This is a genomic window from Thioalkalivibrio sp. XN8, from assembly GCF_011058255.1.
Taxonomy (GTDB): domain Bacteria; phylum Pseudomonadota; class Gammaproteobacteria; order Steroidobacterales; family XN24; genus XN24.
Window position 1 is genome coordinate 37,313 of record NZ_JAALFH010000062.1, and the last position, 24,332, is coordinate 61,644.

The window sequence follows — 24,332 nt, forward strand, 5'->3', positions numbered from 1 at the left end:
GCCATGGATACCGCCACCCGGCCTGCCGCCGCCCAGGACCCGCAACTGCCGGAGGTCGATGCCGCGCCCGGCCCGGCCGCCGTCCGCCAGTTCCGGCAGGTGCTGGAGGCCGGCGACCGGCAGCTCCGCGCCCGCTTCGAGGCCGAGGAGCCGGTCGAGGCGCTGGTGCGCGACCGCGCCCGCCTGATCGACATCGCCCTGGTCCGCGCCTGGCGCATGCACCTCGGCGACGCCCACGGCGAGCTGGCGCTGGTGGCGGTCGGCGGCTACGGCCGCGGCGAGCTCCATCCCTGCTCCGACATCGACATCATGGTGGTGGTGCCGGCCGGCGACGACAGCGCCTGGCGGGAGCGCGTGTCGGGCTTTTTGACGTTCCTGTGGGACATCGGCATGGAGGTCGGCCACAGCGTGCGCACGCTGGCCGACTGCGAACGGGAGGCCGCCGCCGACGTCACGGTCGTGACCACCCTGATGGAATCGCGGCTGCTGGACGGCGCGCCCGGCCTGTTCGAGGCCATGCAGGCGGCCACGGCCCCCGAGCGGGTCTGGCCCGCCGCCGAATTCTTCACCGCCAAGCGCGACGAGCAGACCGCCCGCCATCATCGCTACCACGACACGGCCCACAACCTCGAGCCGAACATCAAGGGCACCCCCGGAGGCCTGCGGGACATCCAGGTGGTGTGCTGGATCGCCAAGCGGCAATTCGGCGTCGGCAGCCTGCACCAGCTGGCCCAGCAGGGTTTTCTCACCGACTACGAATACCGGCGCCTGCTGGCCGGCCAGAACTTCCTGTGGAAGATCCGCTGGGCGCTGCACACCGTCACCGGCCGGCGCGAGGACCGCCTGCTGTTCGACCACCAGGTCAAGCTGGCGAAGCTGTTCGGCTATGAGGACGCCAGCTACACGCTGGCGGTCGAGCAGTTCATGCAGAAGTACTACCGCACGGTGCAGGAACTGGCGCGCCTCAACGAGATGCTGCTGCAGCTGTTCGAGGAAGCGATCCTGCTCGACCCCGCCGCCCCGCCCCGCCCGCTGAACGCCCGCTTCCAGGTGCGCAACGAGTTCCTGGAGGTCACCGACGAGGAAGTCTTCGAGCGAACGCCGTCGGCGCTGCTGGAGATCTTCCTGCTGCTGCAGCAGGAGCCGGGCTTGAAGGGCGTGAGCGCGCGCACCATCCGGCTGCTGCGCCGCGCCCTGCCGCTGATCGACGAGGAGTTCCGCCAGAACCCGCGCCACCACCGGCTGTTCATGGACATCATCAAGGCGCCGGAGGGCGTGACCCACGAGCTCCGGCGCATGAACCGCTACGGCGTGCTCGGCCGCTACATCCCGGCCTTCGGCCGCGTCACCGGCCGCATGCAGTTCGACCTCTTCCACGCCTATACCGTGGACGCCCACACCCTGTTCGTGGTCTCCAACCTGCGGCGCTTCGCGCTGGCGCGCTTCGACCACGAGATGCCGATGTGCAGCCGGATCATGCAGGCGCTGCCGAAGCCCGAGCTGGCCTACCTGGCGGGGCTGTTCCACGACATCGCCAAGGGCCGCGGCGGCGACCACTCCGAGCTCGGCGCGGTCGACGCCGAGGCCTTCTGCCTGGAACACGGCCTCTCGCCCTATGACGCGCGCCTGGTGGCGTGGCTGGTGCGCCACCACCTGACCTTCTCCATCACCGCGCAGAAGAAAGACATCCACGACCCGGCCGTGGTGGCCAGTTTCGCCCGCACCGTGGGCGACGAGACCCGCCTCGATTATCTCTACGTGCTGACCGTGGCCGACGTCCGGGGCACCAGCCCGAAGCTGTGGAACGCCTGGAAGGCCTCGCTGTTCGAGGAGTTCTACCTCAGCGTGAAGCGGGCGCTGCGCGCCGGGCTGGAGTCGCCCATCGATTCCGAACAGCTGGTGGCCGAGACCCAGGACGCGGCGCTGGCGCTGCTCGCCGCCCGCGGGATCCGGGCCGCGCGGGCCCGCGAGGTCTGGGGCGGCTTCGCCCAGGAGTATTTCCTGCGCCATACGCCCGAGGAGATCGCCTGGCACATCCGCGTGCTGGCCACCCTCGAGGACCGCGGCGAACAGGCCGCGGTCTCAGTGGAGCAGCAGACCGGCCGCGGCGGCACCGCCATCATGGTGTGCACCCAGAGCGGCCAGCACAGCTTCGCCCGGGCTACCGGCGCGCTGGACGAGCTCGGCCTGAATATCCTGGACGCGCGCGTGGTGCCCGTGGGCGACGGGCGCAACGTGCATACCTACGTGGTGCTGGAGAGCGACGGCTCGCCCATCGACGACCACGAGCGGCTGGTGCAGATCGAGACGGCGGTGCGCAAGGCCACCCTGGAGCACGCCGACCGCATGCCGACGGTGCTGCGCCAGCCCCCGCGCCAGGTCCGGCTGTTCACCACGCCCACGCGCATCGCCTTCTCGCGCGACGAGGCGAACGGCCGCACCGTGGTCGAGCTGATCGCGGCCGACCGCCCCGGCCTGCTGTGCGAGGTCGGCAAGGCCTTCGTGGAATGCGGCCTGTCGCTGCGCGCCGCCAAGATCATGACCGTCGGCGAACGCGCCGAGGACGTGTTCTACATCACCGAGCTCGGCGGCGAAACGCTGGACGCCGCCGCCTGCGCCGCACTCGAACAACGGCTCAAGGCGCGGCTGGACCAGCCCGAGGCAGTCGCCTGAGCACCCCGACGGCCCGCGCGACCTGCGAGGAACCCGCGCCATGAATCCCCTGCTCGACCGGCTGCACCCCTATCCCTTCGAACGCCTGGCCGCCCTGCTCGCCCCGGCGGTCCCGCCGGCCGGCCGGCCGCATATCGCGCTGTCGATCGGGGAGCCCCGCCACCCCCCGCCGGCCTTCGTCGGCGCCGCCCTGGCCGGGCACCTGGAGCGCCTGGCGGTGTATCCCAAGGCTGCCGGCCTGCCGGCGCTGCGCCAGGCCTGCGCCCGCTGGCTGGAGCGCCGCTTCGCGCTGGGCGCCGGCACAGTGGACCCGGAGACCATGGTGCTGCCGGTGAACGGTACCCGCGAAGGCCTGTTTTCCTTCGTGCAGGCGGCCCTGGACCCGGCGGCGGGCGGGCTGGTGATGATGCCGAACCCCTTCTACCAGATCTACGAGGGCGCGGCGCTGCTGGCGGGCGCGGAGCCGTACTACCTGGACACCACGGCCGCCACCGGCTTCCTGCCCGACCTCGACGCCGTGCCGGAGGCCGACTGGGCCCGCTGCCGCGTGCTGTTCATCTGCAGCCCCGGCAACCCCACCGGCGCCGTCATGGACGAGGCCTGCCTGCTGCGGGTGCTGGAGCTGGCCGAGCGCCACGACTTCCTGGTCGCCTCCGACGAGTGCTATGCCGATATCTACCTCGACGAGGACCGGCCGCCGCCCGGCCTGCTGGGCGCCGCGCTGCGGGCCGGCAACACCGGCTTCCGCCGCTGCGTCGTGTTCCACAGCCTGTCCAAGCGCTCCAGCGTCCCCGGGCTGCGCTCCGGCTTCGTCGCCGGCGACCCCGAGGTGATGGCCGCCTTCCGGCTGTACCGGACCTATCACGGCTGCGCCGTGCCCGAGATGGTGCAGCTGGCCAGCGTGCCGGCGTGGGACGACGACGCCCACGCGGCCGCCAACCGCGCCCTGTACCAGCAGAAGTTCGACGCCGTGGTGCCGATCCTCGCCGAGGTGATGCCGGTGGCGCGGCCCGAAGCCGCCTTCTACCTGTGGCTGGAAGTCCCCGGCGGCGACGACGAGGCCTTCGCCCGCGAGCTGTTTGCCGCCGAGCACGTCACCGTGCTGCCGGGACGCTACCTGTCGCGCGACCATGCCGGCGGCAACCCCGGGACCGGGCGGATCCGGGTCTCGCTCGTCGCCGAGCTCGACGAGTGCATCGAGGCCGCGCGCCGCATTGCGCGCTTTTGCGCCGCCACGGGGTAAACTCTCCGCCCAAGGGGCAATCCGCTCCCAGCCGGGACAGGCCGATGAGCACGCTGCAAGAGACGATCGAAGCCGCCTTCGAGCAACGCGCCAGCTTCACTCCTGACGAGACGCCCGCCGATATCCGCCAGGCCGTGGCGGAAGCCATCGACGCCCTGGACGACGGCCGCGAGCGCGTCGCCGAGCAGGTCGACGGCGCCTGGGTGGTCAACGAGTGGCTGAAGAAGGCCGTGCTGCTGTCCTTCCGCATCGAGGGCAACCGCCTGATCGAAATGGGCGCGCTGCGCGGCTGGGACAAGGTGCCGCTGAAATACTCCGGCTATGACGACAACGCCTTCCAGCACGCCGGGGCCCGCATCGTGCCGCCCGCCACCGTGCGCCGCGGCGCCTACGTCTCGCCCGACGCCGTGCTGATGCCGAGCTACGTCAACATCGGCGCCTGGATCGGCCCCGGCACCATGGTCGACACCTGGGCCACCGTCGGCTCCTGCGCCCAGATCGGCGCCAACGTGCATCTCTCCGGCGGCGCCGGCATCGGCGGCGTGCTCGAACCCCTGCAGGCCAGCCCCACCATCATCGAGGACAACTGCTTCATCGGCGCCCGCTCCGAGATCGTCGAGGGCGTGATCGTCGAAGAAGGCGCAGTGGTGTCGATGGGCGTGTTCATCGGCCAGAGCACCCGCATCTACGACCGCGAGACCGGCGAGGTCACCTACGGCCGCGTGCCCGCGGGCGCGGTGGTCGTGCCCGGCAGCCTGCCCTCGGCCGACGGCAAGTACAGCCTCGCCTGTGCGGTGATCGTCAAGCGGGTGGACGCGGCGACGCGGGCGAAGGTGGGCATCAATGAGCTCTTGCGCTCGGCGCGCTGATCAGCTGCGGTCCGTGGGGGGCGCTGCGCGCTGCGTCGCAGGCCAATTCGGGGCCGCCGTGAATACATCCCTGTAGGCTCGCTCGCGCACGTCCTGTGCGCGAGCGCCCCGAATTGGCCTGCAACACATCACGCAGCGCCCTCCCCCAGCCACAAAGCCGATCGCCGCGCACCCCCGCGCTCCCCGCCGGCGCTGGCCCCGACCCATGATGCCGAAGTCAGCGACAGGCCCAGCCACTAAGAGGCTATCGCGCCGCGTGTCGCCACCGAGCGCGCGTTGGTGCAGCCCGGTAGCCGCGCTGGGTGATGTGGTGCGGGTCGATTCGGGGCGCTCGCGAACAGGGATGTTCGCGAGCGAGCGTACAGGGACGTATTCACAGCGTCCCCGAATCGACCCGCACCGCAGCGCGCAGCGCGAGGTCGGACAGCGTCAGCAACGGGTTCGGGGGTTGCGGGGCGGGAGGCGTGGCATGGGTGTTTGCGGGGCGCTCGCGAACAGGGACGTATTCACAGCGTCCCCGCAAACACCTGTGCCGCGACGCCCGGCCACTGGGCAAGGAGCCGTGGGTGGTGGAGCATGCCGTGGCGAGACGCGTGGTGAGGCAACCCGGTGGCCGCGCTGGGTGATGTGGTGCGGGTCGATTCGGGGCGCTCGCGAACAGGGATGTTCGCGAGCGAGCGTACAGGGACGTATTCACAGCGTCCCCGAATCGACCCGCACCGCAGCGCGCAGCGCGGGATCGACCTGGGTCGCTAGGCGTCCTTGCCGGGCGGCGGCGTGACCTCGGCGCCCATCTCCTTCGCCAGCTGCTTGGTCTTGATGTGCCGCACATCGCGGCCCTGGACCACGTAGATGACGTACTTGGCGATGTTCTTGGCGTGGTCGCCGATCCGCTCCAGCGCCTTGATGACGATCACGATCTCGGCGGCATGCTCGATGCGCGAGCTGTCCTGGGCGAGCGTCTCATGCACCAGCCGCAGGCACTGCTTGTACTCCCAGTTCAGGTGGCGGTCCTCGGCGGCCACGCGGATGGCCTTGTCGGCGTCGAAGACGTCGAGCGCCTCGAGAACCTCGCGCATCAGCTTGGCGGCCAGCTCCGCCATCCGGTCGATGGCGCGGGAGAACTGCGGCACGGGTTCGACCTCGTCCACGATCAGCTTGCGCGCGGTCTTGGCGATCTTCTTCGCCTCGTCGCCGACGCGCTCGAGGTCGGTGATGGTGCGGATCATGGCGAGGACGACGCGCAGGTCCGTGGCGATGGGCTGGCGCTTGGCGATGAGCTTGAAAGCCAGTTCCTCGCCGTCCGTGTCGAGCTGGTTGACCTCCGTCTCGCGCGCGATGACCTTGCGGGCGAGGTCGTCGTCACGCTCCTTGAGCGCCCGGCGCGCGAGCAGGATCTGGTCGACCACCAGGCCGCCCAGCTTGAGCACCAGCAGCCGGAGCTGGTCCAGCTCGTTGTCGTAGGCCTTGACGGTATGGGACTCGGAGAGCTCGGTCATGGCAGTGTCCTCTGGCCCGTCAGCCGAAGCGGCCGGTGATGTAGTCCTCGGTCAGCTTGTGCGTCGGATTGGTAAAGATGTGGTCCGTCGTCCCGACCTCGACCAGGATGCCGAGATGGAAATACGCGGTGCGCTGCGACACGCGCGCCGCCTGCTGCATCGAGTGGGTCACGATCGCGATGGTGTATTTCTGCTTCAGCTCGTCGATCAGGTCCTCGATGCGGGCGGTGGCGATGGGATCCAGCGCTGAACAGGGCTCGTCCATCAACACGACCTCGGGATTGACGGCGATGGCGCGCGCGATGCACAGCCGCTGCTGCTGGCCGCCGGAGAGGCCGGTGCCCGGCTGGTCCATGCGGTCCTTGACCTCCTTCAGCAGGCCGGCGCGCTCCAGCGACTCGTGCACGATCTCCTCGAGATCCGTCTTGTCGCGCGCCATGCCGTGGATCCGCGGCCCGTAGGCGACGTTCTCGAAAATCGACTTCGGGAACGGGTTCGGCTTCTGGAACACCATGCCGACCCGGGCGCGCAGCTGCACCACGTCGAGCCGCTTGTCGTAGATATTCTCGCCGTCGAGCGTGATGTCGCCGGTCACCCGCGCGATGTCGATGGTGTCGTTCATGCGGTTGAGGCAGCGCAGGAACGTCGACTTGCCGCAGCCCGAGGGCCCGATCATGGAGATCACCTCGTTGCGGCCGATGTCGAGCGACACGTCCATCACCGCCTGCTTGTCCCCGTAGTACACGTCGACGTTGCGGCAGCTCATGACCGCGTCCGGATGGGTGTAATCCCCGATGGTCTTGCCGGGCACGGCCTCGGTGGTGCCCTCGGGTCGCGGCCGCTCGGAGACCGCCCGATTCGCTTCAGCTGGCATCTTGACCCCTCGCTCTCGCGGAGTTTTCGTCAGTACATCGTGCATGTTCGTGTCCATCTGCCGGGCCCGCTCACCAGCGGCGCTCGAACTTGCGCCGCAGGAAGACCGCCAGCAGGTTCATCGCCAGCAGGAAGCCCAGCAGGACCATGATGGCGGCGGAAGTCCGCTCGACGAAGGCGCGCTCCGGGCTGTCCGCCCAGAGGAAGATCTGCACCGGCAGCGCCGTGCTCGGATCGGTGAAACCCTGCGGCACGTCGACGATGAAGGCCACCATGCCGATCATCAGGAGCGGCGCAGTCTCGCCGAGCGCCTGGGCCATCCCGATGATGGTCCCGGTCAGCATGCCGGGCATGGCCAGCGGCACCACGTGGTGGAACGTGGTCTGCATCTTGGAGGCCCCCATGCCCAGCGCCGCCTCCCGGATCGAAGGCGGGACGGCCTTCAGCGCGGCGCGGCTGGCGATGATGATGGTCGGCAGGGTCATCAGCGTCAGCACCAGGCCGCCGACCAGCGGCGCCGAACGGGGCATGCCGAAGAAGTTGAGGAACACCGCCAGGCCCAGCAGGCCGAAGACGATCGACGGCACCGCCGCCAGGTTGTTGATGTTCACCTCGATCAGGTCGGTCCAGCGGTTCTTCGGCGCGAACTCTTCGAGGTAGACGGCCGCGGCGATACCGATCGGGAAGCTCAGCCCGAGCGTCACCAGCAGCATGAAGAAGGAGCCCTTCACGGCGCCCAGGATGCCGGCGAGCTCCGGGTCCCGGGAGTCGCCGTTGGTAAAGAGCGCGGTATTGAATTTCAGCTCGAGCCGGCCCTGGTCGGCCAGCGCATCGAGCCAGCCGAGCTGCTTGTCGCTCAGCCGCCGCTCGCTTTCCGGCACCTCCGTGGTAATGCGGCCTTTGCGATACATGTCCGCGTCATCGTCCGCCGGCACCCAGAGCTCGATGGTCTGCCCGACCAGCGAGGGGTCGTCCAGCACCATGTTCTGCAACTCGAACATCGCCCCGGTACTCACCAGGCTGTTGAGCGCGCGCCGGTCGCTGCGGCTGGTGACCTCCGGGAACAGGCCGTAGAGGGCGTTGCGCACCACGGCGAGGTAGTTGCCGGCGCGCAGCGAGGCCTCCGAAGCGTCGCCCTGGGGGTCCACGGTCTCCGCGTCGAGGTTGAACTCGAGCTTCATGTAGGTCTGCTGGAACGCGGTATAGCCGTTGCCGATGATGGTCGTCAGCAGCAGGCCGAGGAAGCTGATGGCGAGGACCAGCGCTATGATGCCGTAGGCCTTGAAGCGGGCCTCGGCGCGATAGCGGCGCGGCAGGCTGGCGCGCACCACCTCGAGCACAGGCGGGCGCCCGCCGGCGTTATTCGTACTGCTCACGGTACTTCCTCACCACGTGCAGGGCGATGACGTTCAGGATCAGCGTCACCACGAACAGGACCAGGCCGAGCGCGAAGGCCGCCAGCGTCTTGGCGCTGTCGAACTCCTGGTCGCCGACCAGCAGGGTGACGATCTGGACCGTCACCGTGGTCACCGCCTCGAGCGGGTTGGCCGTCAGGTTGGCCGCCATGCCGGCCGCCATCACCACGATCATGGTCTCCCCGATGGCGCGCGAGACCGCCAGCAGGAAGCCGCCCACGATGCCCGGCAGCGCCGCCGGAATGATCACCTGCTTGATGGTCTCGGCCTTGGTGGCGCCGAGGGCATAGGCGCCGTCGCGCATCGCCTGCGGCACGGCGTTGATCACGTCGTCCGACAGCGACGAGACGAAGGGAATAATCATGATGCCCATCACCAGCCCGGCCGCCAGGGCGCTCTCCGAGGCCACGTCCAGCCCGAGCGTCACGCCCATGGCGCGCACCTGCGGCGCCACCACCAGGGCGGCGAAGAAGCCGTACACCACGGTCGGCACGCCGGCCAGGATTTCGAGCAGCGGCTTGGCCACGGTGCGCATCTTGCGCGGGGCGTACTCCGCGAGATAAATCGCGACCATCAGACCGATCGGGCCCGCCACGAGCATGGCGATGAACGAGATCAGCAGCGTGCCGGCGAACAGCGGCACCGCGCCGAAGGCGCCCGAGGCGCCGACCTGGTCGGCGCGCAGCGCCGTCTGCGGGCTCCAGTTCAGCCCGAACAGGAACTCGGTAATCGGCACTCGCTGGAAGAAGCGGATCGACTCGAACAGCACCGACAGCACGATGCCGACGGTGGTGAAGATCGCCAGCGTCGAGGAGGCGATCAGGAAGAACAGCGCCAGGTTCTCGACCCGGTTGCGCGCGCGCAGGGTGGTCGAGATGCTGCGGTAGCCGATGGCGAGCCCCCCGACCGCCAGCGCCAGCACCAGCACGGTGCGCAGCGTCGCGCTTTGCGCCTGGAGGCTCACGTACTGCCGGGCCGCCGCCTGGACCGCCTCCGACTGCTGGCCGGTAACGATATTCCCGACCACGGTGTTGCGCACGTCGTTCATGAACAGCCCGAGCCGGCCCTCGTCGAGGGCCTGGATCTCGGCCGGCAGGTCCGCGATGACCAGCCGCTCCAGCACGACCGGCTCGGCGACGCGCCAGCCGAACAGCAGCAGCACCGCCGGGACCCCGACGAGCACCGCGGCCCAGCTCCCATAGTGCGCCGGCAGGGAATGCAGCGCACGGATGCCGCCGGCTTCGCCGGCCAGGGCAAGCGACCGCCGCTTGCCGAGCACGAACGCCGCCGCGCTCATGACGAGCAGTACGAGGATGACCGTGGAAATTGGCATGCGAGACTCGTATCCGGCTCAAGCCGGCCCTAGTCTATTAAGTCGCAGGGGCGACAGCCAGCCCGGCCGTCGCCCCCGCCAGTTCCTCCGCTGAGAGGAGCGTGGCCACCCGGCGCTTTACAGCGTCTCGAGGTTCTGCACGCGCTCGGCCACGGCCTTGCGCTCGGCCTGCGGCAGCGGAATCAGGCCGCGATCGGCCAGGTAGCCCTCGGGGCCCCAGGCCTTCTCGCTGGTGAACTCGGCCAGGAACTCGCGCATGCCGGGAATCACGCCCACGTGGGCCTTCTTCACGTAGACGTAGAGCGAGCGGGAGACCGGGTAGCTGCCGTCGGCGATGTTGTCGAAGGTCGGCCGCACGCCGTCGACCGCCTTGCCCTTCAGCACGTCGCTGTTCTGGTCCAGGAAGCTGAAACCGAAGATACCCAGGGCGTTCTTGTTGCCCTGCAGTTTCTGCACGATCAGGTTGTCGTTCTCGCCGGCTTCGACGTAGCCGCCGTCCTCGCGCACGGTATGGCAGATGGCCTTGAACCGGCCGGAATCCGACTTGTCGAGTTCCTCGATCCAGGGGAAGGCCTTGCAACCCGTCTCCATCGCCAGCTCGACAAAGGCATCACGCGTGCCGGAGGTCGGCGGCGGGCCCAGCACCTCGATCTTGATGGCGGGCAGCGAGGCATTTACCTGGTCCCAGGTCATGTAGGGGTTCTTCACCAGTTCGCCGCTGTCCGGATTCGCCGGGTCCGGCACCTCGGCCGCCAGGGCCAGCCAGACGTCCTTGAGCGTGAGATCGAAATCCGGGCCGTCCTTGGAATTGGACAGCACGATGCCGTCGTAGCCGATCTTGACCTCGACGATCTCCTCGACGCCGTTCGACTTGCAGAGCTCCACCTCGCTGCTCTTGATGGCGCGCGAAGCGTTGGTGATGTCCGGATGCTCGACGCCGACACCCGAGCAGAACAGCTTCAGGCCGCCGCCCGAGCCGGTGGACTCGACCTTCGGGGTCTTGAAGGCGGTAGAGCGACCGAAATTCTCCGCGACCACCGTGGAGAACGGGTAGACGGTCGACGAACCGACAATGAAGATAGAATCACGGGCAGACTGCGCCTGGGCGGAGCCGGCCATGATCAGTGCCACGGCGACCGAAGCCGACGTCAAGGTCTTCTTGATCACAGGTTTCCCCTCGGGTTGGACTGGCAATTAAGTCAAGGGAGTGTACGGCCGGGATGTTACAGAAATGCTGCAGCAAGGTCCCGCCACCCAGGCCCAAGGGCCCGACGGCCGGAATACAAAGCTAATTGAAACATTGTGTTAGAAGAAATATTACAGGTTATACACAAGGTTCGGACCGGCGCCGCGGGGGCCCGCCCATGAGCGCCGGGCGCGTGCTCGAACTGGCCCGCGAACTCGTCCGCCGGCCCTCCGTCACGCCGGAGGACGCCGGCTGCCAGGCGCTGATGGCCGAGCGGCTCGAGCGCATCGGCTTCCAGGTCGAGCGCCAGCGCTACGGCGAGGTCGACAATTTCTGGGCGCGCCGCGGCCATGCGGGGCCCCTGCTCTGCTTTGCCGGCCACACCGACGTGGTGCCGACCGGCCCGCTGGATGCCTGGACGCATCCGCCCTTCGAGGCCGAGGTGAAAGACGGGCTGTTGTGGGGTCGCGGCGCCGCCGACATGAAGGCCAGCCTCGCGGCCATGATCGTCGCCTGCGAGGAATTTCTCGCCGCCCGTCCCGATCACCGCGGCTCGCTCGCCTTCCTGGTCACCAGCGACGAGGAAGGCCCGGCGCAGGACGGTACGAAGAAGGTCATCGAGGCCCTCGAGGCCCGCGGCGAGAAGATCGACTGGTGCCTCGTCGGCGAGCCCTCCAGCCGGGAACGGCTGGGCGACATGCTGCGCATCGGCCGCCGGGGCTCCCTGTCCTGCGACCTCCTGGTGCACGGCATCCAGGGCCACGTCGCCTATCCCGAGAAGGCCCGCAACCCGCTGCACCAGCTCGCCCCGTTCCTCCAGGAGCTGGTCGGCATCGAGTGGGACGCAGGCAACGCATCCTTCCCGCCGACCAGCCTCCAGCTCACCAACCTCCACTCCGGCACCGGCTTTCGCAACGTCATTCCCGGCTCGGCCGAGCTGAAGTTCAACCTGCGCTACTCCACCGAGCAGACCATGGCAGGCCTGCAGGAGCGCATCGAGGCGCTGTTGCAGCGCCACGGCCTGGACTACGAGGTCAGCTGGCGCGACGCCGGCCGTCCCTTCCTGACACGGCCGGGCCCCTTCCTCAGCGCCGTGCAGGAAGTGGTGCGCGACATCGCCGGCGTCGACCCCGAACTGTCCACCGGCGGCGGCACCTCCGACGGCCGCTTCATCGCCCCGACGGGCGCCGCGGTGGTCGAGCTCGGCCCGGTCAACGCCAGCATCCACAAGATCGACGAGCACGTGCGCGTGGACGACCTGGAGCCGCTGAAGGACCTCTACCTCGGGGTGATGCGGCGGCTGCTGGCCTGAACCACGAGCCGCGCCTGTAGCCCCGCCGCGAAGCCGGGCCTTGTCGCCCGACCGCGAGGCCGCGCCGTGTCATGCACCTCTCGCTTGAGGAGATGCCGCTCGACGCGCATGACACGTCCCGACCTCGCTGCCACACAAGTTTCGGTTCGGGCCAGGGCGCAGCCGGACTCGATCGGCAACGCCAACCCCCGCCGTCCGAGCCGGGAGCCGGAGCCTCAGCTGCCGAGGCAAGTCAGGGTCCGGCTGCCGAGTCCGAGCGGGGGGGCCGGGAGCAGCCGCGGTGGCCACGGTGCGTTGTGGGCGTGCCGGTCCCCGTATGGCAGCGGAATCGCGACGCGTGATGTCCGCCGAGCGACATGTCGAGCGAGGGGGATATCACGTGGCGCGGTTGCGCGGTCAGGCTCACGTGATCCGGTTTCGCGGCCAGGTCCTGAGAGATCCAGCCCGCGGTGGAGGTTGGTCAGCGCCGGAAGTTGTTCCAGGCAGCCCCCGACGCCAGCCCGGCCATCCAGGCCAGCACCCAGCCGGCCATGCTGAGGCCGAGGAAGGTCCAGCCCATCTCGGCGCAGTCGCCGGAGCCCTCGAGCATCATGGCAATGGCCTCGTGGGCGGGGAACACGTCCATCAGGTAGTCGTAGCCGGGGCCGCAGGCGGGGACCTGGTCCGGCGGCAGGCCCTGCAGCCAGACCTGCCGGCCGGCGAACAGCACGCCAGTGCCGGCGGCGAGGATGGCCAGCACGCCGTAGGCGGCCGCGCCGCCCCGCCCGGGGTTGTGGAGGTAGGCGGCCAGGAAGACGACGCCCAGGGCGAGCACCGAGCCGCGCTGGAGCATGCACAGCGGGCAGGGCTCGTAGCCGAGGGCGTATTCGGAGAACAGCGCGAAGCCGAGCAGCGCGCCGCAAATCAGGGCGCCATAGAGGTTGACCATGCGGCGGTCGAACCAGGCGGGGCGACTGTCCTCAGCCATTCTCCCCCCCGACCTCGCGCTCGGCGTCCTCGATGGCGACGTGCCGGATGTCCTTGCCGTGGACCATGTAGACGACGTACTCGCAGATGTTCTTGGCGTGGTCGCCGATCCGCTCCAGCGCCCGGCCGACCCACAACATGTCGAGCACCCGGCGGATGCTGCGCGGGTCTTCCATCATCAGCGTGATGGCCTGGCGCGTCAGCGCGTCGTACTCCTGGTCCACGGCCTTGTCGTCGCGCAACACCTGCATGGCCAGCTCGGGATCGAGGCGTGCGAAGGCGTCGAGCGACTGGTGCAGCATGCCCCCGACCAGGTCGCCGATGTGGCGCAGGCCACGGTAGCGGTCCACCGGCCGCTCCTGCAGGGCGAGCCGCGCGGCCAGGTAGCCGATCTTCTCGGCCTCGTCGCCGATGCGCTCGAGGTCGGTGATGGTCTTGATGATGGCCATGATCAGCCGGAGGTCGCTCGCGGTCGGCTGGCGCCGGGCGATGATGCGGCTGCATTCCTCGTCGATGGACACCTCGAGGCGGTTGACCTTGTGGTCGTCGCGCACCACCTCCTCGCCCAGCGCGCTGTCGCCGCGCTCCAGCGCCTCGACGGCGCGGCGCAGCTGGTCCTCGACCATGCCGCCCATGGACATGACGTTGTTGCGCACGGCCTCGAGTTCCGCGTTGAAACGGCGCGACCAGTGGTGGGTGATGTCCTGGTGTTCCATCGAATAGCTCGACCTGCGGCCGCCGGGAAGGTTCAAGTGTCGCACTGCCCCGGCGCCCGGAACAAGAACGACGGTCACACCGCGGCTACAATGCGGGCCATGGGCGTGGAGATCGAGCGCAAGTTCCTGGTGACGGGCGACGGCTGGCAAGCGGGCGCCGCGGGCCGTCGCCTGCGGCAGGGCTACCTGTCCTTCGACCCCGAGCGGACCGTGCGGGTCCGGGTCACCGGCGACCGGGCCTGGCTGAACATCAAGGGCCGCACCGAGGGCATTCGGCGGCTGGAGTTCGAATACGGCATTCCGGTCGACGACGCCGTCCAGCTGCTGGCGCTGTGCCAGGGCGCCGTGATCGACAAGACGCGCTACGAGGTCCGCTGGGACGGGCGCACCTGGGAAGTGGACGAGTTCCACGGCGAGAACGCAGGCCTGGTGGTGGCCGAGCTCGAGCTCCGGGACGAGCACGAGGACTTCACCCGGCCGCCCTGGCTGGGCCTCGAGGTCTCCGGCGACCCGCGCTACTACAACGCCGCGCTGGCCCGGAATCCCTACCGGGCCTGGACTGGCGACTGAAGCGGCGCCTCAGTCCTTCAGCCAGGCGCGCTCGGCCGGGAACCGGCAGGTGAAGCTGCTGCCTTGGCCAAGCTCGCTCTCGACCTCGAGCCAGGCGCCGTGACGCTGGAGCACGTGCTTGACGATCGCCAGGCCGAGCCCGGTGCCGCCGGTGGCGCGATCCCGGCTCTTGTCGACCCGGTAGAAGCGCTCGGTCAGCCGCGGGATCGCTTCGGCCGGGATGCCGACCCCGGTATCGGTCACGGTGAGGCAGGGCTCGTCGCCCTCCAGCCGCCAGCGGATGTGGACACTGCCGTCCGCGGCCGTGTACTTCAGGGCATTGCCGATGATATTGGCGAAGGCGGAATAGATCTCGGATTCGGCGCCCCACAGGCCGAGCTGCGATTCCACCTCGACCTCGATAACCGCCGGCCGCTCCGGCCGCGCTACGGCCTCCTTGCGCAGCGAGGCGAGCATGCCGGCGATATCGACGCGCTCGCGCTCGGCTTCGGCGCCGGAGGCTTCGAGCCGGGACAGGGTCAGCAGGTCCTCGATGATCCGGCGCATGCGCTCCGACTGGCGGGCCATCTCCTGGACCGGCTCGCGCCAGTGCTCGACCAGGTCGGGTTCCTCGGCCAGCGCATCGAGATAGCCCGAGATCACGGTGAGCGGCGAACGCAGTTCGTGCGAGGCATTGGCGACGAAAGTACGGCGCACCGACTCGAGGCGGTAGGCGTGAGTGGTGTCCCGGGCCAGCAGCAGCCGCTGGGTCTCGCCGTAGGGCACGACCTGCAGGGCCAGGCGCATCTCGGGATCCACCGGCGAGGACGTGCGCAGGACCCGCTCCGGGTCGTCCTGGCGCAGGAACTCGACGAACTCCGGCGCGCGCAGCAGGTTCTCGATCCGCTGGCCGCGGTCTTCACGCTGCAGTCCGAGCAGCTTTCCCGCCGCCTTGTTGACCCAGGCGATCTCGTGGTCGGCGTCCAGCAGCACGCCGGCGTCGGGCAGGGCCTGGGTGGACTTGCGGAACTCCTTCAGCACGCGCGCGAGACGCTTCTTGCGCGCCCGGCTCTGCAGCCGGACGCGATGCAGCTTGGCGTAGACGTCGCCCCACAGGCCCGCCGCGTCGCGCGGGGGCTCACCGAGTTTCTTGCGCAGCCAGGTTTCCAGCTGCCAGAGGTGCCAGAGATGCCAGCCGAGGTAGGCCAGCAGGAAAGCCGACAACCAGGCGAAAGGCCGGCCGAACAGGGTGCCGAACAGGATCGCTGCGCCGAGCAGCGCGGCGAAGCGGAACAATACATAGCCCCACGGCCCCGGGGTCACCCGCCAACCTGTTCGGAGAAGCGGTAACCCGCCCCGCGCACCGTCTGCACCAGCCGGTCGCAGCCGGAGGGCTCGAGTGCCTTGCGCAGGCGGCGGATGTGGACATCGACCGTGCGTTCCTCGACGTACACGTTGCCGCCCCAGACGCGGTCCAGCAGCTGCGCCCGGCTGTAGACACGCTCCGGGTGCGTGATGAAGAACTTCAGCAGGCGGAACTCGGTCGGCCCGAGCGAAACCTCCTGGCCGGCCGCCGTGACCCGGTGGCTGGCCGCGTTGAGCGTCAGCCCGCCGAGCGTATGGACTTCGTCTTCGTCGTCCGCGCCGTGGCGCCGCATGACGGCCTTGATCCGCGCGACCAGCTCGCGCGGCGAGAACGGCTTGGTGATGTAGTCATCGGCGCCGCCCTCGAGGCCGCGGATCTTGTCCTCTTCCTCGGCGCGCGCAGTCAGCATGATGACCGGCACATCCTTGGTCGCCGGGTCTTTCTTCAGCAGCCGGGTCAGCTCCAGCCCGCTCATGTCGGGCAGCATCCAGTCCGCCAGCACGAGATCCGGCGCCTGGTCGGCCACCTGGACCCGGGCCTCGCGGCAGTCCTCGGCCTCGCGTACCTCGTAGCCCGCCCGCTTCAGGCCGAAGGCGATCATGTCCCGGATCGGCTTCTCGTCCTCAACGATCAGAATCTGCTTGGCAGTCATGGCACAGCCCATTAATGTGACTGCAACATTACAGCAACGTAGTGTGACAAGGCGATTAAAAACCGCGCCCTAGGGGCGGTGTCGGCCGGCCCCGCCCTGCCAGGCCACCCGGTCGCGCAGGTACACCGGCAACGCTTCCGCCGCGGTCACCGTCCGCCCGCCGGCCACGGCTTCGGCGGCGATCCCGAGCAGGTCGCGCGCCACCGGCTCGACGGCCGGATCGCAGCCGGCCAGCCCGAGCGCGGCCCCGAGTTCCGGCCAGGCGGCGAAGCCCGAGCCGGCGCCCATCCAGGCGCCCAGGGTGTCCGGCAGCAGCAGCGCCGCCGGCGACAGCAGCGCTTCCGCCCGCACCGGCACCGGCAGGCCGGCCCGGTCGAAGCGATAGGCGGCAGCGTACAGCTCGCCCATGCGGGCGTCGAAGGCGGCCAGCACCTGGTCCCAGCCGTGCTTGCGCCGGGCCGCGACGGCCGCGGCTGCGAGGTTCGACACCGGCACCACCGGCAGCCCGGCGCCGTAGGCGATCCCCTGGGTCACGCTGGTCGCGATCCGCAGGCCGGTGAAACTGCCCGGGCCGCGCCCAAAGGCCACCGCGTGGAGATCCTTGAGCGTGAGGCCGGCCTCGGCCAGGCAGTCTTCCGCCATGGGGAGCAGTGTCGCCGCATGCTTGCGCGGCGCCGTCTCGATGCGTTCGATGACGCCCTCGCCGGTGAGCAGCGCCACCGAGCAGGCATTGGCCGCCGTGTCCAGGGCCAGGATGTTCAACCGGCCTCTCCCAGCTCGGTCAGGCCCGGCTCGGTGAGGCCCAGCCCGACCAGGAAATCCACCGCCTCCTGTTCGCGCCGCACCAGCGGCATGCGCGGCAGGCTGCGCAGGAACACGCGGCCGTAGCTCTTGCCGAGCAGCCGCGGGTCGCAGACCACGGCCAGCCCGGCGTCGTCCGCGTCGCGGATCAGGCGCCCGATCCCCTGCTTCAGGCTCAGCACCGCCTGCGGCAGCTGCACGTCGCGGAAGGGATCGCGCCCCTGCTCGCGGGCCGCCTCCAGCCGCGCCTTCAGCAGCGGGTCATCCGGCGCGGCGAAAGGCAGCTTGTCGATCAGCACCACCGACAGCGCCGGCCCCTTGACGTCCACGCCTTCCCAGAAGCTCTGGGTGCCCAGCAGCACCGCGTTGCCCAGGCGGCGGAACTCCGCCAGCAGCCGCGCCCGCGGCTCGTCGCCCTGCACCAGCACCGGGAAGCCGAGCTTTGCCGCCCGCTCGCGCAGCTCGCGCGCCGCCAGCTGCAGCGCGCGGTGGCTGGTGAACAGCAGGAAGGCGCGCCCGCCGCTGGCCTCCAGCAGCGGCAGCGCGATTTCCACCACGCGGTGCGTGTAGCCCGGCGTGGACGGCGCCGGCATGCCCTCCGGCACGTACAGCCGGGTGCGGCGGGCGTAATCGAAAGGGCTGTCCAGCTGCAGCGTGCCGGCCTCTTCCAGCCCGAGCCGGTCCATGAAGGCGCCGAAGTCCGTGCCGACGGCCAGCGTCGCCGAAGTGAAGACCCAGCCGCACTCGCGCCCGGCCAGCTTCTCCGCCAGCGCCCGGCCGGCGTCCAGGGGCGCGCCGTGGAAACTCGCGCTGCGCCGGTGCGTCTCGGCCCAGCGCAGCTCGCAGCCCTCGCCGCCCGCCCGCAACCGGGTGAGCCGTGCCGCCATGGCGCGCGCCCGGCGCGTGACCGCGTCGAGTCCCGGGGTGGCGCCCGCCAGCGCTTCGCAGGCCTCCGCCAGTTCCCCGGCCGCGACTTCCCAGGCCTCCAGGCGCGCCTCGGTTGCGGGCGGCAGTTCCGGCCAGGCGACGCGGGGGGTGGCCCCGGCCAAGGCCGCGGCGGCCTCGCGCGCGGTCCGCTCGAGCGCGTCCACCGCCCGTTCCAGCGGCGGCTGCCAGGCCCCCGCCTGCACGGCCTCGCTGCGCGCATCGCCGACCAGCGCCAGGGCCTGGCGGGTGCCGACCCCAATCGCAAAGAACCGCGCGGCGATCTCCGGCAGCTGGTGCGCCTCGTCCACCACCACGGCGTCGGCGCCCGGCAGCAGCTCGCCGAAGCCCTCCTCCTTCAGGGCCAGGTCCGCCAGCAGCAGGTGATGATTGACCACCACGACCTCGGCCTTGAGCGCCTCGCGCCGCGCCTTGACCACGAAGCAGCGCTGGAACTCCGGGCATTCCTGGCCCAGGCAGTTGTCGGCGTTGGAGGTGACGCGGCCCCACAGCGGCGCGTCCTCGGGGATGCCGGGCACTTCGGCGATCTCGCCGCGCGTGGTGGTCGGCAGCCAGGACTGGAGCTGCCCCAGCCAGCGCCCGTCACGCCGGCTGGCGGCCCCTTCCTCGACGGCCAGGTCGAAGCGATGGCGACAGAGGTAGTTGCTGCGCCCCTTCAGCAGGGCCACGTGCACCGGCCGGCCGAGCGCGCCCGACAGCGCCGGCAGGTCGCGCCGGAACAGCTGGTCCTGCAGCGTCTTGGTGCCGGTGGAAACGACGACCTTCAGGCCGGCGTCCAGCACCGGCGCCAGGTAAGCGTAGGTCTTGCCGGTGCCGGTGCCGGCTTCGACCAGCAGCACCTCGCGCGCCTCCAGCGCCTGCGCCACCGCCTCGGCCATGACGCGCTGGCCCTCGCGCGGGCGAAAGCCCGGCAGGGAGCGGGCCAGCGGCCCGTCGGCCTCGAACGCTGCCCCGATGCGTTCGGCGAGGCTCACCGTCCCCCGTCCGCCAGCGCCAGCAGCCGCTCGGCCGCCTGGCGCGCTTGCGGGTCCGTCATGGCGAGGCTGAGCGCCTTGCGCGCCATGCTCTCGGCCGCGCCGGCCTGGCCGGCCTCGAGCCGCAGGTGGCCGAGTTCGATCCAGATCCAGGGATTGCCGCCGTCGATCCTGAGCGCGCGCTCCAGCGTCGAGCCGGCCGCGGCGACGTTGCCCAGCAGCGCCTCGCGCCGGGCCTGCTCCACCAGCGCCTCGCCGGCCGGGTGATAGCTCGGCGGGACTTCCGGCAGCGCCTGCGGCGCGGGCTGCGGCACCGGTCGCGGCAGCGGCTCGGCCGCCGGCGGGGCGGGCATGGTGCGCACCTCAGGCGGCGGTTCGCCGGCGGGAACCGGCTCCCGGGCTTCCGGCTGCGGCCGCTCGACCACCGGGAACGGGGCGCAGCCTGCCGCCGCCAGGGCGAGCAGCCCGACCGCCGCGAGCCGGCGACGCGGCCGCACTACGGCCCGTCCCGGAACAACCTGCGCAACCATTCCAATCCCCTCTCCCCGAGGTCCTGCGCGTCGGGCGCGCAATCCCGCATGGCATAAAGCTCCACGCCCTGCGGCACCGGCACGAACACCGTGTCGGCGCAGCTGGAGCGCGCCAGCAGCCCGGAGGCGTAGTCGATCTCGACCTCGACCAGGCCGTCGGCCCGCGCCGGGACGAAGGCCTGCGCGCCCAGGCCCGTCATGATATCGGCCCAGATCGGCAAGGCGCCGCCGGCCCCGGTCAGCCCGGTCGGGGCGTTGTCGTCGCGCCCCACCCAGGCCACCGCCAGAGTATCGCGCCCGAAGCCGGCGAACCAACTGTCCCTAAAGTCGCCAGAAGTGCCCGTTTTGCCCGCATAGGCCTGCCCGGCCAGGCGGCCGGCGACGCTGCGGGCGGTGCCGCGCTCGAACACCTGCAGCATGGCGTGCTGGAGCTGCACGATCGCCGCCGGGTCCGCCACCGCCGCGATGTCCACCGGGTAGCGCGACAACGGTTGCCCCGCCGGATCCAACACCGCGCGGACCGCGCGCAGCGGGGCACGGAAGCCGCCGGCGGCAATGGCGCCGTAGAACTGCGCCACCACCAGCGGCGGGTACTCCACCGAGCCGAGCAGCAGCGAGGGGTAGGCCGGGGGCGGCGGCTCGCCGGACAGCCCGGCCAGCTGCGCGGCGACCACCTCGGGGCCGAGCGCCAGGCCGAGGTTCACGGTCGCCAGGTTGAGCGATTCGGCCAGGCCGCGCAGCAGCGAGACCGGGCCGCGCGGCTGCTCGTCGAAATTGGTCGGGGCCCAGGTGTCGCCGTTCTCCAGCGTGACCTCGACCGGCAGGTCCTGCAGGGTCGAGGCGAGATGGTAGCGCCCGGACTCCAGCGCGGCGAGATACACCGCCGGCTTGACCAGCGAGCCGATCGGCCGATGCGCGTCGAGCGCCCGGTTGAAGCCGTCGAAGCCCGCCTCGGCCCCGCCGACCACGGCCAGCACCTCGCCGGTGGCCGGGCGCGTGACCACGGCCGCGCCCTGCAGCTCCGCCGTCGCCGCGCCGCGCCGGCGCAGCTCCGCCACGCCCTGGCTGACCGCCGCCTGGGCGCGGCGCTGGGCCAGCGGGTCCATGGTCGTCAGCACCACCAGGCCGGCGGAGTCGAGGTCGGAGTCCCGGTAGTCCTGTTGCAGCTGGCGCCGCACCAGCCCGAGGAACGCGGGCTGGAAACCCGCGCCGGTGGCCTGGGTGTCCGCGCTGCGCAGGCCGAGCGGACGCTGCGCGCCACGCTCCGCGCGCTCGGGCTCGAGGACCCCCTGCCCCGCCAGCAGCGACAGCACCAGGTCGCGCCGCTCCAGTACCCGTTGCGGATGCCGCCACGGGTTGTAATAGGAGGGACCGCGCACGATGGTCACCAGCGTGGCGATCTCCACCGGGTCGAGCTCGGCCAGGGGCTTGCCGAAGTAGAAGGCGCTGGCCAGTCCGAAGCCGTGGATCGCCCGCGGGCCGTCCTGGCCCATGTACACCTCGTTGACGTAGGCGGTGAGGATGTCGTCCTTGTCGAAGCGGCGTTCCAGCAGCATCGCCATGAACGCCTCGGTGACCTTGCGGCCGAGCGTCTGCCGGCTGTCGAGGAAGTAGCTCTTCACCAGCTGCTGGGTGAGGGTGCTGCCGCCCTGGCGGACCTCCCCGGCGCGCAGGTTCACCACCAGCGCCCGGCCGATGCCCTCCGGGTCGATGCCCGGGTGGCTGCGAAAGCGCCGGTCCTCGACCGCGATCAGCGCCTCCTCGAGCAGCTCGGGCACCTCGTCGGGCGCCAGCACGATGCGATCCTCGCCGTGCGCCGGGAAAATGCTGCCGATGCGCATCGGGTCCAGCCTCAGCAGCGGCAGCTCCCGGCCCTCGAGATCCCGGATGCGGCCGACGCCCGCCCGCGTGAAATCGACCTGGGCAGCCAGCGCGGGCTGCTCGCCGTCGGGGAAGCGGAAGGGGCGCGTCACCAGGCGCACGCTGTTGCCCTCGCGCCACCAGAAACCGGGGCGCGGCGCGCTGCCGTCGGCCTCGCGGTAGCCCTGCGCACCCAAGAGCTCGACGAAGGGCTCGATGCGCAGCGGCAGGCCGGTGTACAGCTCTACCGGCTCGGCGAAGACCTGCGCCGGCTGGTCCCAGCGCCGTCCCTCGAACTGGCTGGTGATGCGGGCGTCGAGCCAGGCCAGCCACCCTGCCAGCGCGAGCACGCCGGCCAGCGCCAGCCACAGCAGGGGCCGCCTCAGGCGCCGCCAGGGCCCCGGCCCGGGCTTGCGGGCGCGCTGGCGGCTCACGGCCCGGCCTCTGCGGCCTCGACATCCTCGGGCGGTCGCGGCACGGCGCGGAACGAGACGAGCCCGGTGGTGCCCGGCTCCAGCGGGCCCGGCAGCAGCCACTGCACCCGGCGGGGCTCGGGGAGATAATCGGTCTCGGCGCCGGGACCGGTGGCGCTGTCCGGGATGTATTGCAGCTCCGGCGGCACCGCGACCTCGATCTGCAACGCGCCCGCCGCGACCTCGCCCTCGTAGCGGAACCGCACCGTGCCCAGCCGCTCGACGGCCTGGGCCTGGGCCGCGTCCGCCGGCGGCACGGGCACCAGCTGTTCGCCCTCGCCTCCCGGGCCCGGGACGATCCAGCCCCAGCTGACCGTCACCGCCGGCGCCTCGAGGGTCACCGTCGGCGGGCGGAGCCCTTCATCCACGGGCGCCGCCGCGCCCTCCTGCGCCAGCCCGGCCGCGGGCCCGGCCAGCAGGCCGGCAAAGAGAAAAAGCTGGCTAAAAATTGACCTCACCCGCTTGACTCCGGGGCTGGGAAGCGTATATTGTGCATTGCAGCAATGATGCACTGCACCATGACACTGGAGTTGAGGACATGATGAACCGAATCGAACAATTTGCCGACAGCCTGATGAGCGAGTCGCGCCAGCTGGCCGACCGCGCCGTTGCCGGCCTGCGGACCGCCGGTCTCGAGACCGCCGGCCTGATCAGCCGGACCAAGGGCCCGGTCGACGCCTTCGCCGACAGCGCCCTGAAAATCAACAACATGTCGCACAAGCGCATCGAGCAGCTGCTGAAACAGCAGGCCAAGATGCTCGACGAGCTGATCGACGGCAGCGCCGAGCGCCTGGAGAAGGCCGCGAAGGCGAAGGACGTCAAGGACCTGAAGGACGTGATCGTGGTGGACTTCTCCGCCTTCGGCGGCGCCAAGAAGGCCCCGGCCCGCAAGAAGCCGGCCGCCCGCAAGACGACCGCGAAGAAGCGCACCGCGCGCAAGACCACGGCCAAGAAGCGGACCACCCGCAAGGCCGGGACGCGCAAGACCAGCGCGAAGAAGGCCGCCTGACGGTCGCCTTTCGAGCCTTGACCCATGCGTACGAGGCCCTCTCCGGAGGGCCTCGTTGCATTCTGGGGCCGGGCCGGGCTGGCTGGGGCGGGCCTTCAATCTTCCTGGATGAAAGTGATGGCCTGGGCGGAGCCGGGCTGGACCACGCGGCCGAGGCCGATGACGCCCTCGCCGCTGATCTGGACGCTGTCGCGCCGCACGAACAGCTCCTCGCCCTTGCGATTGAGGATGAAGGAGCCGTTGGTGGACTGGTCCACCAGCATGAAGCGGTCGCGGCTCATCTCGATCCGGGCGTGCAGGCGGGAAATCAGGTTCCCCTTCACCACCAGGTCGTTCTCCTCGCTGCGGCCCAGCGTGGCGTGCGGGCGCGAGGGATCGACGATGACTTCCTTGCCGAGATAGCGCACCCGCATCCGGCCGCGCGGCTTCTTCTGCTGCTCTTCGCCCCACTTGATGGTGGGCAGCATGCTGGTGACGTCCTCGGACTGCCACAGCGCCTCGTACATCGCCACTTCGCCGCTCTTGCCCTTCAGCGGCGCCAGGTCGATCTGGCGCACGGCGGCGCGCCACTCGGCGCCGAGGTTGGCCACCATGTTCTCGGTGATCAGCACCTGGGCCGCCTTGGCCTGGCTGGTCACGCGGTTGGCAGTGTTCACCGTCGAGCCGAACACGTCGCGCTCCTCGGGAATCACGGGGCCGAAATCGCAGCCCACGCGGATCGCCAGCGGCGCCCCGCCGACCGAGACGACCTCGCCCTTGCTGATCGCCGTCTGCATGTCGCGCGCAGCGTTCATGGCGCCGTCCGCGGTCGGGAAGGTCGCCATCACCTCGTCGCCGATGGTCTTCACCACCCGGCCGTTGTAAGCCTCGGTCGCGCGACGCATGACGTCGATGCACCGGCCGACCGTCTCGCGCGCCTTGAAATCCCCGAGCACCTCGTACAGCTCGGTGCTGCCGACGACGTCGGCGAACAGGACGGCAACTGAGTTATCCCTGGCCATGGTTTCCGTGGTCCCCGTACGCCGGCATCCGGCGGCGTTCCGCTGGTTATGTTAATTCAAATCCACTGCAATAGTAGCGGCCGGGCT

Annotated in this window: 21 protein-coding genes; 6 read left to right on the forward strand and 15 right to left on the reverse strand. The window is 70.5% G+C overall.

Translation table 11 applies throughout. From position 1 onward, the window contains the following. The first annotated feature begins 3 nt into the window (after positions 1-3). The 3 genes from glnD to dapD are packed head-to-tail and all read left to right on the forward strand — an operon-like array spanning position 4 to position 4,785. Entirely contained in the window at positions 4-2,673 is a 2,670-nt protein-coding gene (gene glnD / locus G6N75_RS08945; RefSeq protein WP_165348012.1) for a [protein-PII] uridylyltransferase, read from the forward strand. Positions 2,674-2,713: 40 nt separating this feature from the next. Then, positions 2,714-3,916 (forward strand): succinyldiaminopimelate transaminase, encoded by a 1,203-nt coding sequence (gene dapC, locus G6N75_RS08950; protein WP_165348013.1) that lies wholly within the window; start codon positions 2,714-2,716, stop codon positions 3,914-3,916. A gap of 44 nt (positions 3,917-3,960) precedes the next feature. Beyond that, complete coding sequence (gene dapD, locus G6N75_RS08955; RefSeq protein ID WP_165348014.1) at positions 3,961-4,785, forward strand: 2,3,4,5-tetrahydropyridine-2,6-dicarboxylate N-succinyltransferase; 825 nt, start codon at positions 3,961-3,963, stop codon at positions 4,783-4,785. Positions 4,786-5,537: 752 nt separating this feature from the next. Here dapD and phoU (G6N75_RS08960) read toward each other — a convergent pair. From phoU (G6N75_RS08960) to G6N75_RS08980, 5 genes are all read right to left on the reverse strand, one after another. Next, positions 5,538-6,284, reverse strand: a complete 747-nt coding sequence (phoU, locus tag G6N75_RS08960; protein ID WP_165348015.1) for a phosphate signaling complex protein PhoU — start codon at positions 6,282-6,284, stop codon at positions 5,538-5,540. 19 nt (positions 6,285-6,303) lie between these two features. Next, complete coding sequence (gene pstB / locus G6N75_RS08965) at positions 6,304-7,050, reverse strand: phosphate ABC transporter ATP-binding protein PstB (RefSeq protein WP_240901049.1); 747 nt, start codon at positions 7,048-7,050, stop codon at positions 6,304-6,306. Positions 7,051-7,228: 178 nt separating this feature from the next. After that, a complete protein-coding gene (gene pstA, locus G6N75_RS08970) occupies positions 7,229-8,533 on the reverse strand; it encodes a phosphate ABC transporter permease PstA (protein WP_165348017.1) in 1,305 nt (434 codons plus the stop codon). Beyond that, positions 8,517-9,905: a phosphate ABC transporter permease subunit PstC gene (pstC, locus tag G6N75_RS08975; RefSeq protein WP_165348018.1), complete on the reverse strand. Its 1,389-nt coding sequence runs from the start codon at positions 9,903-9,905 to the stop codon at positions 8,517-8,519. Before pstC ends, pstA begins: the two co-directional genes overlap by 17 nt. Before the next feature lie 117 nt (positions 9,906-10,022). Next, positions 10,023-11,069, reverse strand: coding sequence for a substrate-binding domain-containing protein (locus tag G6N75_RS08980; protein WP_165348178.1), 1,047 nt, complete (start codon positions 11,067-11,069; stop codon positions 10,023-10,025). A gap of 200 nt (positions 11,070-11,269) precedes the next feature. On the opposite strand from G6N75_RS08980, the gene dapE reads away from it, so the two are divergent. After that, positions 11,270-12,403 carry a succinyl-diaminopimelate desuccinylase gene (dapE, locus tag G6N75_RS08985; RefSeq protein ID WP_165348019.1) on the forward strand — a complete coding sequence of 378 codons (1,134 nt, stop codon included), beginning with the start codon at positions 11,270-11,272 and terminating at the stop codon, positions 12,401-12,403. A 460-nt stretch (positions 12,404-12,863) separates the two neighbouring features. On the opposite strand, the gene G6N75_RS08990 is transcribed toward dapE, so the two are convergent. Both G6N75_RS08990 and phoU (G6N75_RS08995) read right to left on the reverse strand, forming a co-directional pair. After that, on the reverse strand, positions 12,864-13,370 hold the full coding sequence (locus G6N75_RS08990; protein ID WP_206203027.1) for a disulfide bond formation protein B: 507 nt from the start codon (positions 13,368-13,370) through the stop codon (positions 12,864-12,866). After that, positions 13,363-14,085 (reverse strand): phosphate signaling complex protein PhoU, encoded by a 723-nt coding sequence (phoU, locus tag G6N75_RS08995; protein WP_165348020.1) that lies wholly within the window; start codon positions 14,083-14,085, stop codon positions 13,363-13,365. The genes G6N75_RS08990 and phoU (G6N75_RS08995) overlap by 8 nt, the downstream gene beginning before the upstream one ends. A gap of 36 nt (positions 14,086-14,121) precedes the next feature. Here phoU (G6N75_RS08995) and G6N75_RS09000 point away from each other — a divergent pair, with 36 nt between their 5' ends. Next, positions 14,122-14,655: a CYTH domain-containing protein gene (locus G6N75_RS09000; protein WP_346765512.1), complete on the forward strand. Its 534-nt coding sequence runs from the start codon at positions 14,122-14,124 to the stop codon at positions 14,653-14,655. Positions 14,656-14,664: 9 nt separating this feature from the next. On the opposite strand, the gene phoR is transcribed toward G6N75_RS09000, so the two are convergent. The 7 genes from phoR to G6N75_RS09035 all read right to left on the reverse strand — a co-directional run bounded on the left by phoR (position 14,665) and on the right by G6N75_RS09035 (position 22,693). Further along, positions 14,665-15,957: a phosphate regulon sensor histidine kinase PhoR gene (phoR, locus tag G6N75_RS09005; RefSeq protein ID WP_165348021.1), complete on the reverse strand. Its 1,293-nt coding sequence runs from the start codon at positions 15,955-15,957 to the stop codon at positions 14,665-14,667. After that, entirely contained in the window at positions 15,954-16,652 is a 699-nt protein-coding gene (gene phoB / locus G6N75_RS09010; RefSeq protein ID WP_165348022.1) for a phosphate regulon transcriptional regulator PhoB, read from the reverse strand. The genes phoR and phoB overlap by 4 nt, the downstream gene beginning before the upstream one ends. A gap of 69 nt (positions 16,653-16,721) precedes the next feature. Further along, on the reverse strand, positions 16,722-17,414 hold the full coding sequence (tsaB, locus tag G6N75_RS09015) for a tRNA (adenosine(37)-N6)-threonylcarbamoyltransferase complex dimerization subunit type 1 TsaB (RefSeq protein ID WP_206203028.1): 693 nt from the start codon (positions 17,412-17,414) through the stop codon (positions 16,722-16,724). Beyond that, positions 17,411-19,372: an ATP-dependent DNA helicase gene (locus G6N75_RS09020; RefSeq protein ID WP_346765513.1), complete on the reverse strand. Its 1,962-nt coding sequence runs from the start codon at positions 19,370-19,372 to the stop codon at positions 17,411-17,413. Before G6N75_RS09020 ends, tsaB begins: the two co-directional genes overlap by 4 nt. After that, the gene (locus G6N75_RS09025) at positions 19,369-19,869 is read right to left on the reverse strand and encodes a tetratricopeptide repeat protein (protein ID WP_165348023.1); all 501 of its coding nucleotides are present in this window, start codon (positions 19,867-19,869) and stop codon (positions 19,369-19,371) included. The genes G6N75_RS09020 and G6N75_RS09025 overlap by 4 nt, the downstream gene beginning before the upstream one ends. Continuing rightward, positions 19,869-22,196 (reverse strand): penicillin-binding protein 1B, encoded by a 2,328-nt coding sequence (gene mrcB / locus G6N75_RS09030; RefSeq protein ID WP_165348024.1) that lies wholly within the window; start codon positions 22,194-22,196, stop codon positions 19,869-19,871. The genes G6N75_RS09025 and mrcB overlap by 1 nt, the downstream gene beginning before the upstream one ends. Beyond that, positions 22,193-22,693, reverse strand: coding sequence for a hypothetical protein (locus G6N75_RS09035; protein WP_165348025.1), 501 nt, complete (start codon positions 22,691-22,693; stop codon positions 22,193-22,195). The genes mrcB and G6N75_RS09035 overlap by 4 nt, the downstream gene beginning before the upstream one ends. An 80-nt stretch (positions 22,694-22,773) precedes the next feature. Here G6N75_RS09035 and G6N75_RS15105 point away from each other — a divergent pair, with 80 nt between their 5' ends. Then, on the forward strand, positions 22,774-23,244 hold the full coding sequence (locus G6N75_RS15105) for a hypothetical protein (RefSeq protein ID WP_206203029.1): 471 nt from the start codon (positions 22,774-22,776) through the stop codon (positions 23,242-23,244). A gap of 95 nt (positions 23,245-23,339) precedes the next feature. Here the strand turns inward: G6N75_RS15105 and G6N75_RS09045 are convergent, their stop codons facing one another. After that, complete coding sequence (locus G6N75_RS09045; protein ID WP_165348026.1) at positions 23,340-24,245, reverse strand: adenylate/guanylate cyclase domain-containing protein; 906 nt, start codon at positions 24,243-24,245, stop codon at positions 23,340-23,342. Positions 24,246-24,332: the final 87 nt, after the last annotated feature.

What these genes read in the sequence shown, in the direction of transcription:
- glnD (WP_165348012.1), top strand. Translation starts at nt 4, where the DNA reads ATGGATACCGCCACCCGGCCTGCCGCCGCCCAGGACCCGCAACTGCCG.
- G6N75_RS15105 (WP_206203029.1), top strand. Translation starts at nt 22,774, where the DNA reads ATGATGAACCGAATCGAACAATTTGCCGACAGCCTGATGAGCGAGTCG.
- G6N75_RS08990 (WP_206203027.1), bottom strand. Translation starts at nt 13,370, where the DNA reads ATGGCTGAGGACAGTCGCCCCGCCTGGTTCGACCGCCGCATGGTCAAC.
- dapE (WP_165348019.1), top strand. Translation starts at nt 11,270, where the DNA reads ATGAGCGCCGGGCGCGTGCTCGAACTGGCCCGCGAACTCGTCCGCCGG.
- phoU (WP_165348020.1), bottom strand. Translation starts at nt 14,085, where the DNA reads ATGGAACACCAGGACATCACCCACCACTGGTCGCGCCGTTTCAACGCG.
- phoU (WP_165348015.1), bottom strand. Translation starts at nt 6,284, where the DNA reads ATGACCGAGCTCTCCGAGTCCCATACCGTCAAGGCCTACGACAACGAG.
- G6N75_RS09045 (WP_165348026.1), bottom strand. Translation starts at nt 24,245, where the DNA reads ATGGCCAGGGATAACTCAGTTGCCGTCCTGTTCGCCGACGTCGTCGGC.
- dapC (WP_165348013.1), top strand. Translation starts at nt 2,714, where the DNA reads ATGAATCCCCTGCTCGACCGGCTGCACCCCTATCCCTTCGAACGCCTG.
- phoB (WP_165348022.1), bottom strand. Translation starts at nt 16,652, where the DNA reads ATGACTGCCAAGCAGATTCTGATCGTTGAGGACGAGAAGCCGATCCGG.
- pstC (WP_165348018.1), bottom strand. Translation starts at nt 9,905, where the DNA reads ATGCCAATTTCCACGGTCATCCTCGTACTGCTCGTCATGAGCGCGGCG.
- dapD (WP_165348014.1), top strand. Translation starts at nt 3,961, where the DNA reads ATGAGCACGCTGCAAGAGACGATCGAAGCCGCCTTCGAGCAACGCGCC.
- pstB (WP_240901049.1), bottom strand. Translation starts at nt 7,050, where the DNA reads ATGAGCTGCCGCAACGTCGACGTGTACTACGGGGACAAGCAGGCGGTG.